This window comes from Pseudideonella sakaiensis, assembly GCF_048320135.1.
GTDB classification, from domain to species: Bacteria; Pseudomonadota; Gammaproteobacteria; order Burkholderiales; family Burkholderiaceae_C; genus Ideonella_A; species Ideonella_A sakaiensis_A.
On sequence record NZ_CP182947.1, the window covers coordinates 1033759 to 1048318 of the forward strand.

At 66.9% G+C, this 14560-nt stretch carries 15 protein-coding genes; 8 read left to right on the plus strand and 7 right to left on the minus strand.

What is annotated here, in order from left to right:
* Positions 1–100: 100 nt before the first annotated feature.
* On the plus strand, positions 101–1327 hold the full coding sequence (locus tag ACNH6H_RS04530; RefSeq protein WP_418316003.1) for a response regulator: 1227 nt from the start codon (positions 101–103) through the stop codon (positions 1325–1327).
* A 16-nt stretch (positions 1328–1343) separates the two neighbouring features.
* Here ACNH6H_RS04530 and ACNH6H_RS04535 read toward each other — a convergent pair whose 3' ends face one another.
* From ACNH6H_RS04535 to ACNH6H_RS04545, 3 genes are read right to left on the minus strand one after another with little or no spacing between them, the layout of a single operon-like run.
* On the minus strand, positions 1344–2726 hold the full coding sequence (locus tag ACNH6H_RS04535; RefSeq protein ID WP_418316005.1) for a class II fumarate hydratase: 1383 nt from the start codon (positions 2724–2726) through the stop codon (positions 1344–1346).
* Between the two features lie 57 nt (positions 2727–2783).
* Positions 2784–3770: an SDR family oxidoreductase gene (locus ACNH6H_RS04540; RefSeq protein WP_418316007.1), complete on the minus strand. Its 987-nt coding sequence runs from the start codon at positions 3768–3770 to the stop codon at positions 2784–2786.
* A 20-nt stretch (positions 3771–3790) separates the two neighbouring features.
* Positions 3791–4303 (minus strand): hypothetical protein, encoded by a 513-nt coding sequence (locus ACNH6H_RS04545; protein ID WP_418316009.1) that lies wholly within the window; start codon positions 4301–4303, stop codon positions 3791–3793.
* 132 nt (positions 4304–4435) lie between these two features.
* Between ACNH6H_RS04545 and ACNH6H_RS04550 the strand changes: the two genes are divergently transcribed.
* Complete coding sequence (locus ACNH6H_RS04550; protein WP_418316011.1) at positions 4436–4861, plus strand: response regulator; 426 nt, start codon at positions 4436–4438, stop codon at positions 4859–4861.
* 15 nt (positions 4862–4876) lie between these two features.
* On the opposite strand, the gene ACNH6H_RS04555 is transcribed toward ACNH6H_RS04550, so the two are convergent.
* From ACNH6H_RS04555 to ACNH6H_RS04565, 3 genes are all read right to left on the minus strand, one after another.
* Positions 4877–6322: a sigma-54-dependent transcriptional regulator gene (locus ACNH6H_RS04555; RefSeq protein WP_418316013.1), complete on the minus strand. Its 1446-nt coding sequence runs from the start codon at positions 6320–6322 to the stop codon at positions 4877–4879.
* A 203-nt stretch (positions 6323–6525) separates the two neighbouring features.
* Positions 6526–7551, minus strand: a complete 1026-nt coding sequence (locus tag ACNH6H_RS04560; RefSeq protein WP_418316015.1) for an ATP-binding protein — start codon at positions 7549–7551, stop codon at positions 6526–6528.
* A gap of 59 nt (positions 7552–7610) precedes the next feature.
* Positions 7611–7784, minus strand: a complete 174-nt coding sequence (locus ACNH6H_RS04565) for a hypothetical protein (RefSeq protein WP_418316016.1) — start codon at positions 7782–7784, stop codon at positions 7611–7613.
* A gap of 443 nt (positions 7785–8227) precedes the next feature.
* Between ACNH6H_RS04565 and ACNH6H_RS04570 the strand changes: the two genes are divergently transcribed.
* The 6 genes from ACNH6H_RS04570 (at position 8228) to ACNH6H_RS04595 (ending at position 14129) form a co-directional block, all read left to right on the plus strand.
* Complete coding sequence (locus ACNH6H_RS04570; protein ID WP_418316018.1) at positions 8228–9706, plus strand: SulP family inorganic anion transporter; 1479 nt, start codon at positions 8228–8230, stop codon at positions 9704–9706.
* A 13-nt stretch (positions 9707–9719) separates the two neighbouring features.
* The gene (locus ACNH6H_RS04575; RefSeq protein WP_418316020.1) at positions 9720–10577 is read left to right on the plus strand and encodes a universal stress protein; all 858 of its coding nucleotides are present in this window, start codon (positions 9720–9722) and stop codon (positions 10575–10577) included.
* A 136-nt stretch (positions 10578–10713) separates the two neighbouring features.
* Entirely contained in the window at positions 10714–11046 is a 333-nt protein-coding gene (locus ACNH6H_RS04580; protein WP_418316021.1) for a hypothetical protein, read from the plus strand.
* A 593-nt stretch (positions 11047–11639) separates the two neighbouring features.
* Entirely contained in the window at positions 11640–12680 is a 1041-nt protein-coding gene (locus tag ACNH6H_RS04585) for a hypothetical protein (RefSeq protein WP_418316023.1), read from the plus strand.
* Positions 12677–13294, plus strand: coding sequence for a diheme cytochrome c-553 (locus ACNH6H_RS04590; protein WP_418316024.1), 618 nt, complete (start codon positions 12677–12679; stop codon positions 13292–13294). Before ACNH6H_RS04585 ends, ACNH6H_RS04590 begins: the two co-directional genes overlap by 4 nt.
* Before the next feature lie 76 nt (positions 13295–13370).
* On the plus strand, positions 13371–14129 hold the full coding sequence (locus ACNH6H_RS04595) for a DUF1499 domain-containing protein (protein ID WP_418316025.1): 759 nt from the start codon (positions 13371–13373) through the stop codon (positions 14127–14129).
* A 30-nt stretch (positions 14130–14159) separates the two neighbouring features.
* On the opposite strand, the gene ACNH6H_RS04600 is transcribed toward ACNH6H_RS04595, so the two are convergent.
* Complete coding sequence (locus ACNH6H_RS04600; RefSeq protein ID WP_418316026.1) at positions 14160–14522, minus strand: ArsR/SmtB family transcription factor; 363 nt, start codon at positions 14520–14522, stop codon at positions 14160–14162.
* Positions 14523–14560 lie beyond the last annotated feature (38 nt).

Genomic DNA, 14560 nt, shown 5'->3' on the forward strand with positions numbered 1-14560 from the left:
CGGCTATCGTCGCGGCCTGGAATATCCGATGCAAGCGCCATTTCCCACGCCCTCTCCTGCCCTGGTCTGTCGCACTCGGCGGCGGACCAGCTGACCACCGATGGCCACCCGGCAACGACCCGCAGGCAAGCCGGACGACCCGCTCGAGCAGGCCGTGCGCCGCTACCAGCAGGCCGAACAGGCACTCGACATGCTGCGCCGCTTCGACATGCTGGGCCGGGTCTACGAGGGAATAGCCCACGATCTGAACAACCTGCTCGGCGTGATCAGCAACGCCGGCCATCTGCTGCAGCAGATCGTCGCCGACCCGCAGGCCCGATCGGCAGTGGCCGCAAGCCTGCGTTCGGTCGACCGGGCAAGCCGGCTGACCTCGCAATTGCTGACGCTTGCCCACGCCGGCACGCAGGCCGCGCCGACCGCAGTCGACCTGCCGGCGGCACTGGCTGCAATGCGCGATCTGATCCTCGCGGTGGCGGGCCGGCGCATCGACGTGCAGATGCGGATCGCCGCCGACACCCAGCCGGTGGCGGTCACCAGTGGCGAATTCGAACTGGCGCTGTTGTCGCTGCTGCTGAATGCCCGCGAGGCGATGCCGGGCGGCGGTCAATTGTGGATCGACGTCCGCAATGCCGAGCCAGCCGACCTCACCGCCGGCGCGATGGCGCCGGACCGCGCGATGGTGCTGGTCAGCGTCAGCGACGACGGACCCGGCATGCCCGACAAGCTGGCCCGGCGCGCCTTTGAACCCTATGTCACGACGCGCGCGGCGCGTGGCGCCAGCGGGCTCGGGCTCAGCCGCGTCAAGGCCTTCTGCGACTCGGTCGATGGCCATGTCGAACTCGCCTGCACGGCCGGCCTCGGCACCTCGGTCACGATGCTGCTGCCGACACTTCCGCCAGCGGCCGCCGCGGACCCGCCTGTGCGATGCAGCGCCGCGCCCGCAACGGTAGCGGCCGGCCAGCTGGCCGGCGCGCGGCTGCTGCTGGTCGAGGACAACCACGAACTGGCCGACGTGACAGCCGCGCTGCTCGCGACCCACGGCCTGCACGTCAGCCATGCGGCCAACGCGGAACGTGCGCTCGACCTGATCGCCGCACAACCCGACCTCGATCTGGTGTTGTCCGACATCGTGATGCCCGGCGGTATCGACGGCGTCGAACTGGCGCACCGCATCCGCATGCTGCGCCCGCAATTGCCGGTGGTGCTGATCACCGCCTACAGCACCGCGCTCGGACAGGCCGCCGATTTCACCGTGCTGCGCAAGCCGTGCTCGGCCGAGCAGTTGATCGACGCGCTGCACCGGCAGCTGCGCAGCCGCAAGGCCTGATCGGCGAGGCGGTTGCTCAGGTCGGCGCGGGCGACAGGCTGCCGACCATCATCTCCGGTCGCACCCAGCGGTCGAAATCGTCGGCGGCGATGCCTTCGGCAATCGCCGCATCGCGCAGCGAACTGTGCTCGGCATGGGCGCGGTGCGCGATCGCCGCCGCACGGTCGTAGCCGATGTGCGGCGTCAGCGCAGTGACCAGCATCAGCGAGCCCTGCAGCAAGGCCTCGATGCGCCGCGGATCGGCTTCGATGCCGCGCATGCAGTGGCGGTCGAACGAATCCATCGCATCGGCAAGCAGGCGGATGCTGCGCAGCAGGTTGCTCGCGATCAGCGGCTTGAAGGTGTTGAGCTGCAGATGGCCGGAGGCCGCGCCGAAGGCCAGCGCGGCATCGTTGCCGAGCACCTGGCAGACGACCATCGTCATCGCTTCCGACTGCGTCGGGTTGACCTTGCCCGGCATGATCGAACTGCCGGGCTCGTTGGCCGGCAGCAGCAGTTCGCCAAGGCCGGCACGCGGCCCCGAGCCGAGCAGCCTGACATCGTTGGCGAGCTTGTTCAATGCGACGGCCAGCAGCTTCAGACCGCTGTGCACCGCGACCAGCGCTTCGTGGCCGGCCAGCGCGGCAAAGCGGTCGGCGGCGCAGACCAGGTCGAAGCCGGTGCGGGCCGACAGCTCCCGGCAGACCCAGGTGCCGAAATCGGCATGGGTATTGAGCCCGGTGCCGACCGCCGTGCCGCCGACGGCCAGAGCCTGCAGCGCCGGCAGCGAGGCATCGAGGCTGGCCCGCGCAAGCAGCAGCTGGCTGCGCCACGCGGCCATCTCCTGGCCCACCGTCAGCGGCACCGCATCCTGCAGGTGGGTGCGGCCGAGCTTGATCAGGCCGTCGTGCTGCCGGGCCTTGTCGGCGATCGTCTCGCACAGGCGCTCGAGCGGCGGAAACAACCGCTCGTGCAGCGCGGTCAGCGTCGCCAGATGGATGGCGCTCGGCACCATGTCGTTCGACGACTGGCCGAGGTTGACGTCGTCGTTCGGATGGACGGTGCGGTCGCCGAGTTCGAGCGACGCCAGCGTCGCCAGCACCTCGTTGACATTCATGTGGCTTTGCGTGCCGGAACCCGATTGCCAGATCGACAACGGAAACTGCTCGTCATGACGGCCCGAGCAGACCTGCTGCGCTGCGGCGTCGATGGCCGCGGCGAGTTTCGGGTCGAGCCGGCCAAGGCGGCCGTTGACGACGGCACAGCAACCCTTGATGCGCGCCAGCGCGTGGATCAGTTCGATCGGCATCCGCTCGCCACCAATCGCAAAATGGGCCACCGCCCGCTGGGTCTGTGCGCCCCACAGCGCACCGGCCTGGATCTGCACCTCGCCGAGACTGTCACGTCGGATCTGGTTCATCGTCTGTCCTTTCGCTGCGTCAGCCCCGAGCATGCCGCAGATGAGCAGGCCAGCCAATCAGATCGCGCCGACGCTGCCGGTCACCGGCAGCACGATGCCGGTGATATAGCCGGAACAGACCGGTGATGCGAGAAAGACATAGGCCGGCGACAGTTCCTCCGGCTGCGCGGCGCGTTTCATGTCGCTGCCCTGGCCAAAGGTCGCGACGTCTTCGGCCTGTCGATCGGCCGGGTTCAACGGCGTCCAGACCGGGCCCGGCGCGATCGCATTGACGCGGATGCCGCGCTCGATCAGATTGCTGGCGAGCGCCTTCGTGAACGCATGGATCGCGCCCTTGGTCGCCGAATAGTCGAGCAGCTTCGCACTGCCACGCAGCCCGGTGACCGAGCCGGTGTTGATGATCGACGCGCCCTGTTTCAGATGCGGCAATGCAGCCCGTGCCATCCTGAAATAACCGCCGATGTTGGTGTCGAAGGTTTCCATGATGCGGCGGTCATCGAGTGCTTCAAGCGACTCCGCATGTTCCTGGAAGGCGGCGTTGTTGACCAGCACATCGAGCCGGCCAAACGTATCGACAGTGCGCTGCACCGCCTGCTCGCACCATTTGGCGTCCTTCACATCGCCCTGCAGCAGCAGGCTTCGGCGACCCTCGGCCTCGACCCGGCGCGCGGTCTCCTCGGCATCCTCGGTCGACGACAGATAGGCGATCGCGACGTCCGCCCCTTCACGTGCGAACAGCACCGCGACCGCACGGCCGATGCCCGAATCGGCACCGGTAATGAGTGCGGCAAATCCTTCCAGCTTGCCGCTGCCCTTGTAGTCGGGCGCCAGGTAGCGCGGCGCCAGCTCCAGGTCGGCCTCGCTGCCAGACTTCTGCAGATGCTGGGCCGGAAAATCCTTAGGTTGCGGGCGCGCGCCGGCCTGCACCGCGGCATCGTCGGAGCCGCCGCCCTTCGCCCCCTTTTTCTGCTTGTCGGCATCGCGGCGATCCTGCTGCTGCTGGATCTCGCGCTGCTTCTCGACGGTTTTTTTGCGATCTGCCATCGGTTCAACTCCTTCGTCGCTCAATGCGGTGCAGCGCCCTGGCCACGCCGGATCCGCGCCCTCTCGGCCTCGCTGCCCGAGGGCGTCTGCGAATCGAGCTCGCGATCCGGCGACTCGGCCACCTGGCTCTGGTCGCCGGCATGTTCGATCAGTTCCTCGACGATGAAGCGGCCGTAGAACTGCGCCCGCTCGGCGCCGCAGGCATTGGCACATTCGGCGATGCGCTCGGCGTGTTTGCGGTCCTTGGCCGGGATCACGAGCCAGTGATAACCCTGTTCGGCCAATGCGCGGTGCGCCTTGACCAGGTTCATCTCCTGCCCGACCGACGCCAGCGCGCCGGCACCGGCCAGGTCGGCGTCGATCTGCTCGAGCATCTCGCGGTCGGTATAGCGGTTGATGCCGTCGGTCTCGAACCCCTGTTCGGCAAGTTGCTCGAACGCCTGGTCGAGTTGTCCGGCCTCCGGAAACGAGACCACCAGGTATCCGACCGGCTTGAAGACGCCGAAACTCCGTGCATGTGCCTTGTCCTGCATCGCTGCGCTCCTGTAAATCAGAAATGATCGGCTTGGAGCGGGATCGGCGGCCGAACGTTCCGGAAATCTGCGCAACGCATCGCGGCAGCAGGAACGCCGTTTGCCAGTGGACAGCAAACGGATTCGCCTGCCATGCCAACAAGCCACCCTGCCGCCCTCCACCGTCGCGAAGTGCTGTATATCGATGACGAGGAATTCAGCCTGCTGCTGATGGAGGCGCTGTTCGAGCAGCGACCGAACCTGCGGCTGGTCACCGCGTGCAGCGAGGCAGAAGCACTGACGGTGGCGCCTCGGCTTGCGCCGCAACTGCTGCTGCTCGATCTGAACCTGGCTGGCGGAAGCGACGGCAGGCAGGTGTTGCACACGCTCAGGCAACGGTTCGGCTGGCACGATATTCCGGCCATTGCAATCACCGGCGAGCGTGACTTCGAGCCTCAGGGCAGCGGTTTCTGCGAGGTCTGGATCAAGCCGATCCTGCTGCTGCACAGCCTGACCCGGCTTGATCACTGGCTGCAGCAGGCGCCGCAGCCGCCGGCACCGGCCCGCGCCACCGCTTGAACCGATCGAGGCGGCTCAACGGCGGCCTTCGCTGGCAGCCAGATCCTCGGTTGGACGCGCCTCCTCGCCATCGACCGCGGCATAGTCCTTCAATCGGTTGTACAAGGTCTTCAGGCTGATGCCGAGGGTCGCCGCGGTGCGCTCCTTGTGATGGTGGAAGTGGCGCAGCGTGGCGAGAATCAACCGCCGCTCGGCCTCCGCCATCGACGTTCCGACCGGCAACACGATCGCGTCGTCGGCGGATGGTTGCGGCGCAGCGCCTGTGCTGTCCAGCCCGTTCAGTGCGGCGGCCGATGCCGCGCCGTTGCCGGCGACGGGCAGCCAGCATTCGTCGATCACCTCGCCGGCGGCCATCACATAGGCGCGCTGCACGACGTTGCGCAGCTCGCGCACGTTGCCGGGCCAGTCATAGCCACGCAACTGCACCAGCGCCTGCGGGCCCAGCCGTTTGGTCTCGCCCTCGGCCTGGCCGATCGCGGTCAGGAAATGGCCGGCCAGCAGTTCCACATCGTCCATCCGCTCGCGCAACGGCGGCAGCTCGATCGGAAAGACATTCAGCCGATACAGCAGGTCCTCGCGCAATTTGCCGGACTTCACCGCGTCGGCGAGCCGGCGGTTGGTCGCCGCGATCAGCCGGACATCGGCATCCAGCATCTGCGTCGAGCCGACCCGCATGTAGCGGCCGGTCTCGAGCACACGCAACAGCTTGACCTGCAGGTCCGGCGGCATTTCGGTGATCTCGTCGAGAAACAGCGTACCGCCACTGGCGCGCTCGAAAAAGCCCTGGTGCTGCCGCTCGGCGCCGGTGAAGCTGCCCTTCTCGTGGCCGAAGATCTCGCTTTCGATCAGGTTTGGCGAAATCGCGCCGCAATTGACGGCCAGAAACGGCTGCTGGCGGCGGCGGCTCAGATCGTGGACGGTCTGCGCGACCAGTTCCTTGCCGGTACCGCTCTCGCCGGTGATCAGCACCGTGACGCCGGTACCGGCAACGCGCGAGATCTTGTTGTAGACGGCGACCATCGAGTCGGCTCGCCCCCACAGATGACCGAAGTGCCCGTCGGGCGCAACCTTTGCCGACAAGCCGGCAACCTCGGCCTTCAGTGCCGACGGCTTCATGAAACGCGACAACACCGCGCGCAGGTGGCCCGCATCGATCGGCTTGACGAGGTAGTCGGCAGCGCCGAGCCGCAGCGCCTGGATCGAGGTCTCGAGGCTGGCATGGCCGGTCACCAGCACCACCTCCGAATTGGCGATCAGTTCGGGGTCGGCGCACAACTCCATGCCGCTGCCGTCGGGCAACTGCAGGTCGAGCAGGATCAGATCGGGCTGCTGCAGTGCAATCTGCCGCCGCGCATCGCGAAGCGTATGGGCGACGGCGACGGTATACCCGCTGGCGGCAACCAGCGCGCGCAGGGTCTCGGCTGAATCGACGTCGTCGTCGACGATCAGGGCATGGGTCATGGCGGCGGGTTGACAAACTCGTTGCGAACCGCGACGCCGTGCCGGCTCGGCGCAGTTGCCAGCCGGCGGTCTCCATCCAGCATCGCGTGCTTCTTTGAAACCATGCCGGTATTGTGGCGGGCATGCATTTTGCCCGTACCGGACGGCGGCCCGCAGTGACGTCGGACGAGTCCGATAAGGCGCATGTGCGCGCCGTTTGAGCGCTAGTGGCGCAGACCGTCGCCCGGCCCCGGCGTGGCCGGCAGCAGCAGCCTGACGCTTGCACCCCGGCCGTGCGCCGTCTCGGCGATGCGCACTGCGCCGCCGCAGTGGCGGGCAAAACCGTAGACCTGGGACAACCCGAGACCGGGGCCGTCGCCGACCTTCTTGGTCGTCAGGAATGGCTCGCAGACGAAGTCACGCAATGACGGAGCGATGCCGGGCCCCTGGTCCTCGACGGCGATCTGCACATAGGCACCGCTCGGCAATTCCGCGTCATTCTCGATTCGCCGCCGCTCGCAGCGGACCACCACGGCGCCGCCATCGCGCATCGCCTCGCCGGCATTGACGATCAGGTTGGCCAGTGCCGCGCGCAGACGATCAGGCACCGCGAGCACCCAGCCGGCGTCGTGAAATCCGACCATCTCGATGCGGATTTCGGGCCCGACCAGTTGCTGCCAATCGGCACGCGCAGCCAGCAGTCCGGCCAGCTGGGTCGGCCGCAACGAGGCACGCTGGACGCCGCAGAACTCGATCAGTTGGGCCGTCATCCGGCTGCCGTTGGCGGCGACCATCAGCGCCCGGTCGGCGTGCAACTGCACCTGGTCGACGTCGTCGGCATGGCGGCGAATCAGTTCCAGCGAATGGCGAAGCGACTGCAGCAGCGTATTGAACTCCTGCGAGATGCCGCTGCACAGGCGGCCGACGGCACGCAGCCGCTGGGCCTGCGCGAGGCCATCGTCATCGGCCGCGAAGTGCCGGTCGACGTCAGTGCCGAAGCCGGGCGTTCGCTTGCCGCGGGCCCGGATCGGGTTCGCTGGCGGGCCCGGATCCTCGACCGGTTCGTCGGTGCCGGGCGACAACGGCGGCTCCTCGATCTCCGGCGGAACCGGTTCGGGGCCCGGCGGCGGCGGGTGCGGCGCCGGCGGCAGAGGCACATCGTCCGGTTGCGGCGTCGGGATTTCGACCGGCTGCCCGGCACAAGGCCGCGGCACCGGCGCAACGATTGCCAATCTCGATACTGAGGTCATCAAGAACTCCTTTGATGAGCTCTTGGCAAGCGAGGCTCCCGGCCGGCCTGCAACGGCACTCAAGCCGACCGCAGCCGCGGCCGATCGAGCGGCAAGGCCGCCGTGGACGGCGTGGCGGCTGCCGGCACCGCCGCGCCGTTGTCGTTGCGGGTTGCATTGCTCGCGGTCAACGCAATCGCTGTCCAGGCTGCAAACAAGGCAAGCGTCAGCACCATCTCGATCAGCAGCTTCATCGCAACGTCTCAGGCGAGCAGGCAGAGCAGCCCGGATAGGTCGAAGCCGGCAGCGGCCTGGTCATCGGCCCAGGCAACCGAACCGGCAAATCCGGCGGCGGCAATCAGAAACAGGAAAAGCGTTCGCATCGGTGTGTGTTGGATTGACGGGCCGCCATTCGCTGCCCTGACAGAGTCTAGTTGGCGAACACCATACGACCGAGCAACGTGCTGCGATGCAGCATTGCAATTTTCTGAAGACCGGGCGGCGCGCCCGACACGCTTGGTCCAATCGGCCCCAGCATCTACAATGTTGCAGTGCAGCATCGGCTTCCCGACCCACGCGTCGGGGGCGACGGCATTTACACGTTGCGCATCGAGAGACGGCAGACCCGCCTTCTTGCCGCCCACCCCTCACCAACCGGCGCGCCGCATCCGCATGCGGCGGCGCGGCACACCCTCCGATGAATCTAGACAACCTGCGCCAGCAATGGCTGGCAAATGTCCGTGGCGATCTGCTGGCCGGACTCGTCGTCGCCTTGGCATTGATTCCAGAGGCGATCGCATTTTCGATCATTGCCGGCGTCGATCCGAAGGTCGGCCTGTATGCCTCGTTCAGCATCGCTGTCGTCTCGGCCATCGTCGGCGGCCGGCCGGGCATGATCTCGGCCGCCACCGGCGCGATGGCGCTGGTGATGGTGACGCTGGTGAAGGACCACGGCCTGCAATACCTGTTTGCCGCAACGCTGCTGACCGGCGTGTTGCAGGTCGCAGCGGGTGCGCTGCGCCTGAACCTGCTGATGCGCTTCGTTTCGCGTTCGGTGATCACCGGCTTCGTCAATGCGCTGGCGATCCTGATCTTTCTCGCGCAATTGCCGGAGCTGACCAACGTCAGCTGGGTCGTCTACGCAATGACCGCGGCGGGCCTCGCGATCATCTACGGCCTGCCGAGGCTGACCCGGCAGGTGCCGTCGCCGCTGGTGACGATCGTCGTGCTGACGCTGGTGTCGGTCGCGCTCGATCTCGACATCCGCACCGTCGGCGACATGGGCGATCTGCCCGACAGCCTGCCGGTCTTCCTGTTTCCCGATGTGCCGTTCAACCTCGAGACGCTGCGCATCATCCTGCCGTATTCGGTGACGCTGGCGGTGGTCGGCCTGCTCGAATCGATGATGACGGCATCGATCGTCGATGAACTGACCGATACGCCAAGCGACAAGCGGCGCGAATGTTTCGGCCAGGGCGCGTCCAATCTGGCCACCGGCATGATCGGTGGCATGGCCGGCTGCGCGATGATCGGCCAGTCGGTGATCAATGTGAAATCGGGCGGCCGCGGCCGGTTGTCGACCTTTGTTGCCGGCCTGTTCCTGCTGATCCTGGTCGTCTTTCTCGGACCGTGGGTCAGCATGATCCCGATGGCGGCGCTGGTCGCGGTGATGATCATGGTCAGCATCGGCACCTTCAGCTGGGACTCGATCCGCAAGCTGCGCGAATACCCGCCGAGTTCATCGATCGTGATGCTGGCCACCGTCGTCGTGACGGTCGCGACGCACGATCTCGCGCAAGGCGTATTTGTCGGCGTGCTGCTGTCGGGCATCTTCTTTGCGCACAAGGTCGGCCGCGTGCTGCGCATCGACAGCGCGAGCGTCGACCAGGGCCGGCAACGCGACTACCGGGTCGTCGGACAGGTATTCTTTGCCTCCGCCGAGGCCTTTGTCGCCGGCTTCGATTTCAAGGAGGTCGTCGAACGCGTGCGCATCGATCTGGGCAGCGCCCACTTCTGGGACGTCACCGCGATCAGCGCACTCGACAAGGTGGTGCTGAAATTCCGCCGCGAAGGCACGGCGGTCGAGGTGGTCGGCCTGAACAGTGCCAGCGCGACGATGGTCGATCGCTTTGCGTTGCACGACAAGCCCGATACTGTTGAAAATCTGATGCATTGAGAAAGGCAACACCATGGACCAGGTCGTCGCCTGCATCGACGGGCAGACAAATACCACCACCGTCGTCGATTGGGCGATCTGGTCGGCACGCCGGCTCGACACGCCACTGGCCTTCCTGCACGCGCTCGAGCGCCATCCGGAACGGGTCGACCTGGGCGACTACAGCGGCGCGCTCGGCATGGGCGCACAGGAATCGCTGCTGCAGTCGCTCAGCGAACTCGACGAAAAGCAGGGTCGGCTGGCCCAGGAGAGCGGCCGGCAATTGCTCGCCGCGGCACGGCAACGTGCTGAATCGGCCGGGTTGTCGCGCATCGACGAGCGGCTCCGCCACGGCGAACTGATCGATACCGTGCTCGAACTCGAGCCGGCGGCGCGGCTGTTCGTGCTGGGTGAACATTTCCGCTCCAGTGGCGCGGCGCGGCTGCACCTCGATCACCACGTCGAGCGCGTGATCCGCTCGGTCGCGCGCCCGGCGCTGGTTGCCACCGGCAGCCGCTTTGTTGCGCCACAACGTTTTCTGATCGCCTTCGACGGCAGTCCGACTGCAAAAAAGGCGGTCACGATGGTTGCCGCCAGCCCCTTGCTGGCCGGGCTGCCGGTGTTGCTGGCCATGGCCGGCCATTCGACGCCGCAGGCCGTGCAGCAACTCGGCGAAGCAAAGCGGACGCTGCAGGACGCCGGTTTCGACGTCGCCACCGAATTGGTCAACGGCGATGTGGAAACGGTGATTCCGCGGCTTGTCGACAGCCATTCAGCCGACCTGCTGGTGATCGGCGCCTATGGCCATTCGCGGCTGCGCCAGCTGATCGTCGGCAGCACGACGACGACGCTGCTGCGCATCAGCGAGGTTCCGGTGCTGGTATTGCGCTGAGAAAAAAGGAAGGGCCGGCTGCCGCAGTGTGGCTGGGCAGACCCACGGCATGAAATGGCGGGACTTGAGTTGGCGCCTGGCGGCCCCAGATCTGTATCAGCGGGAACCTCCGTTGCAGATTCTGATCCGACACATCATGCAAACCGTCAGAACCATCCAGTTGCCCGAACGCATGCGTGTTCTCGTCACGCTGGCCGGACTGCTCGAGCGCCTCGAAGTTGATGTCCGCTCAGGCGGTGCGCACCAGTACCAGTCGGTGGTGCGGCATCTGATCGACGAACTCGGCCGCTTCGACGGCGACGAAACGCTCGAGCTGGTACTTGGCAATTTTCCGGCCACCGCCGAGCTGTACGAAAACCTGCGTTATGGCCATGCCGGCTTGTGCCGCGCGCCGCTGGAGCTGTCACTGAACAGTGAACTGCAGTCGCGTGAAGCAATTGCACGCGCGGCCGGCAAGTCAACCGACTGACCGCGACGCGGCGCCGGGTGCAGAATCGGCAGACACCGCTGCTGTTTGCGAGAGTCTTCAGGCCACCCATCCGCCGCACAAACCCCACCATCCACATCCCGATCCGGCCGACGAGCCCGAACCGGGCCTGCATCCGGTCGAACCCGACCAGGGTCCGCTGGCACCGCAGGATCCGGACGATGCCGACGAAGGACGCGGCAACAGCCCCGAACTCTGAACCGGCACCACACCAGCCATTGCGCCGGATCGTCGCTGCAGCCTGAGACCCGCTCGCTCGCACGCCCCACCGGCCAGCACTGATCGTTCCGCAGGTCTCCAGATGCGCGTCCGGCGGTTCGGTAACCGCCCCCGGCATGGCCTGGCCATGCGCATGCTGCATGGCCCGCGCGCCGCCCGGGTGATGGCTCTCACGGGCGATGCCCGCAAGTCCCCGGAAAAGCACACTGACCGCCATTCTCTGAAGAACAGGCAGGTCAGCGATGTCAGCAACGGTCGATCGTCAATCCAGGTCCGGCATGGCCGCCGGCCGGGGTCGCCGACCGGCCGGTTGGCGCGCCGCTCGCCGCAGACATGCAGCGCGAGTCGTCACCGCAATGTTCGGCCTGTCCGCGGTCGTTGCCCTCGTCGGCGGCAGTATCGCGGCGCCAGCGATCGCGCCACTGCCGCAGTCGCTGTTTGACACCGGGCTGTATGCCGGCCGCTCGGCAGATGCCGTTCGCCGAACTGTCCTGCCCTTCACGCCGCAGTACGGCTTGTGGTCCGATGCGGCACGCAAGCGCCGCTGGATCTGGCTGCCGCCGGGCACCTCGATCGATGCATCGCGGCCGGACGCCTGGGAGTTTCCACGCGGCACCCGGCTGTGGAAGGAATTTTCGGTTGCCGGCCGTCCGGTAGAAACCCGCTTCATCGAACGGCTGGCCAACGGCGACTGGCGTTATGCCGCCTACGTCTGGACAGCCGATGGCAGCGATGCGCTGCTTGCGAAGGCGCTGCGACCGACGCTGCTCAGCGTCGACGGCGCGCCCGGAGGCAAATACCAGGTGCCGTCGCAGGCCGATTGCCGCGCCTGTCACGAAGGTGCGGCAGTGCCGGTGCTCGGTTTCTCGGCGCTGCAGTTGTCGGCGGACCGGGATCCGAACGCACTGCACGTGTCGGCGCCGGACCTCGCTGCCGTCGACCTGCGCGCGCTCGTAGCCCGCGGCTGGTTGCGCGGGCTGCCGCAGCGTCTGCTCGACGAACCACCCCGCATCGCCGCCAACACGCCGTCCGAACGTGCAGCACTGGGCTATCTGCATGCCAACTGCGGGCATTGCCACAACGATGCCGACTCGCGGGCGCCCGTCAAGCTGCTGCTGGCACAGACGACGGCCGATGCGCATGCCAGTCGCGAGCGTGTGCTGGGCTCGCTGCTTGGTGCCGACGCCCGGTTCCGCAAGGCCGGACAGGTCGGGTCGGCAGCGCTGGTCGCACCCGGCGACGCCGCAGCGAGTGTGCTGCTGCAGCGCATGCGCACGCGCAATCCGCTGCAGCAGATGCCGCCGATCGGCACCCGACTGGCCGACAGCGACGCGATCGATCTGATCGCGCGCTGGATCGAATCGCAACCGACTTCAACCAAGGAGAAGACACCATGAGACGTTCTTTCGAAGCCGCCCTGCCGTTCACTTTTTTTGCGTCGGCCTGTGCCGCGCTGACGCTGAGCCTCGCCTTGCCGGACCCGGCGGTCGCCGCCGGACCGGCGAAGGCCGAAAAGTCGAAAGGTGGCAAGGTCGAGCGCGGCCGCTACCTCGTCAGCACATCGGGCTGCCACGACTGCCATACGCCGTGGGTGGTCGGCCCCGACGGCCCGGGCCCGGACATGACGCGCGCGTTGTCCGGACATCCGCAGGACATGGTGCTGCCGCCGGCACCGAAACTGCCCGAAGGGCCGTGGCTGGTCGTCACCGCGGCGAGCAATACCGCGTTCTCCGGACCGTGGGGCGTCAGCTTTACCGCGAACCTGACCCCGGACGCCAAGACCGGCACCGGCGACTGGACCGAGCGCAACTTCGTCGATGCGATCCGCACCGGCAAACACCAGGGGCGCGGCCGCGACATCCTGCCGCCGATGCCGTGGCAGGTCTATCGCAACTTCACCGATGACGACCTGAAGTCGATCTACGCCTACCTGCGCACGATCCCGGCGATCCGCAACCAGGTGCCGGAACCACTGGCGCCGGCGGCGACCACCGGCAGCGCGCAAAAGTAAGCGAAGGTCACGACCCGGCGGAGCGTCGGTCACATCTGGCAAGATCGCGCGGCCATGCCGCGACGATCCTGACCCGATGAACGACGCCGATCCGCCAACACCGCGCCAGCGCTACGGCAAGGCGCTGGCGCGTCTGTCGCTGACGATCGGGCTCGGCTGCGCGGCCGCCGCGCTGCTCGCCGGCCCGGCCTATCGCATCGAATGGTGGTCGCTCGCGACCAGCCTGCGCACGCTGGCTGGCGCGGTGATGGTTGCCGGCGGCGGCACCGTGATCGGCCTGCTGGCGGTCGCACTGCTGCTGCCCGGCGGGCGCCGGCGCGGCACCGCCACGGCAATGCTTGCAGTGCTCGTCAATTTGCTCGTCGTCTTGCCACCGTTGCTGTTCTATCGCGCGACCGCGGACCTGCCGCCGATCCACGACATCAGCACCGATACCGCCGATCCGCCGCGATTCGTCGACATCGTCCCGCTGCGCAGCGGCGCACCGAATGGCCTCGACTACCCGGCCGAGAATGCCCGGCTGCAACGCGAGGCCTATCCGGAGATCAAGAGCTTCACGATGGCGACGCCGCCGCAGAAAAGCTTCGACCGCGCGGCACGGGCGGCCGGCGCGATGGGCTGGGAGATCGTGACGATTGCGCCCGACGAATTGCGCATCGAGGCAACCGCGACGAGTTTCTATTTCGGCTTCAAGGACGACGTCGTGATCCGGGTCGCGCCTTCCGAGGCCGGCAGCCGGATCGATGTGCGATCGGTGTCGCGGGTCGGCCGCGCCGATTTCGGCACCAATGCAAAACGCATCCGCGACTATTTCAGCAAGTTGAAAGCGAGTTGAGCGGCGCTGCCGCTCGTCCGGGCGAAAGCGTCAGCGGATGCCGGCCGGCACCAGGCGCTCGTTGGCTTTCAGCTCGGACTGCGGATCGAGTTCGATCGCCACCTGCGTGCAGACGGCTCGGCACAGTGTTGCGACGCGCTCGCTCTGCAGCCGGTAATACATCTGCGTGCCTTCGCGGCGCTTTGCGAGCACACCGCTGCGGTACAGCGTCGACAGGTGCTGCGACATGTTGGGCTGCGTCGTTTCGATCTGCGCGAGCAGTTCGGAGACGTTTTTTTCGCCCTGGCAGACGGCGCTGATGATCTTCAGGCGGATCGGCGTCGACAGAATTGCAAACAATTCGGCGACCGAATCGAACACCGCGTCTTCTTCGCTTCTAGTCACCTGTGTCATGTACGCCCCTCGGGGATCCCTCTACGTGTAACCAATTT

Bases quoted from the DNA above. Each gene is read 5' to 3' on its own strand.
- ACNH6H_RS04530 (WP_418316003.1), top strand. From the start codon at position 101: ATGGCCACCCGGCAACGACCCGCAGGCAAGCCGGACGACCCGCTCGAG.
- ACNH6H_RS04535 (WP_418316005.1), bottom strand. From the start codon at position 2,726: ATGAACCAGATCCGACGTGACAGTCTCGGCGAGGTGCAGATCCAGGCC.
- ACNH6H_RS04540 (WP_418316007.1), bottom strand. From the start codon at position 3,770: ATGGCAGATCGCAAAAAAACCGTCGAGAAGCAGCGCGAGATCCAGCAG.
- ACNH6H_RS04545 (WP_418316009.1), bottom strand. From the start codon at position 4,303: ATGCAGGACAAGGCACATGCACGGAGTTTCGGCGTCTTCAAGCCGGTC.
- ACNH6H_RS04550 (WP_418316011.1), top strand. From the start codon at position 4,436: ATGCCAACAAGCCACCCTGCCGCCCTCCACCGTCGCGAAGTGCTGTAT.
- ACNH6H_RS04555 (WP_418316013.1), bottom strand. From the start codon at position 6,322: ATGACCCATGCCCTGATCGTCGACGACGACGTCGATTCAGCCGAGACC.
- ACNH6H_RS04560 (WP_418316015.1), bottom strand. From the start codon at position 7,551: ATGACCTCAGTATCGAGATTGGCAATCGTTGCGCCGGTGCCGCGGCCT.
- ACNH6H_RS04565 (WP_418316016.1), bottom strand. From the start codon at position 7,784: ATGAAGCTGCTGATCGAGATGGTGCTGACGCTTGCCTTGTTTGCAGCC.
- ACNH6H_RS04570 (WP_418316018.1), top strand. From the start codon at position 8,228: ATGAATCTAGACAACCTGCGCCAGCAATGGCTGGCAAATGTCCGTGGC.
- ACNH6H_RS04575 (WP_418316020.1), top strand. From the start codon at position 9,720: ATGGACCAGGTCGTCGCCTGCATCGACGGGCAGACAAATACCACCACC.
- ACNH6H_RS04580 (WP_418316021.1), top strand. From the start codon at position 10,714: ATGCAAACCGTCAGAACCATCCAGTTGCCCGAACGCATGCGTGTTCTC.
- ACNH6H_RS04585 (WP_418316023.1), top strand. From the start codon at position 11,640: ATGTTCGGCCTGTCCGCGGTCGTTGCCCTCGTCGGCGGCAGTATCGCG.
- ACNH6H_RS04590 (WP_418316024.1), top strand. From the start codon at position 12,677: ATGAGACGTTCTTTCGAAGCCGCCCTGCCGTTCACTTTTTTTGCGTCG.
- ACNH6H_RS04595 (WP_418316025.1), top strand. From the start codon at position 13,371: ATGAACGACGCCGATCCGCCAACACCGCGCCAGCGCTACGGCAAGGCG.
- ACNH6H_RS04600 (WP_418316026.1), bottom strand. From the start codon at position 14,522: ATGACACAGGTGACTAGAAGCGAAGAAGACGCGGTGTTCGATTCGGTC.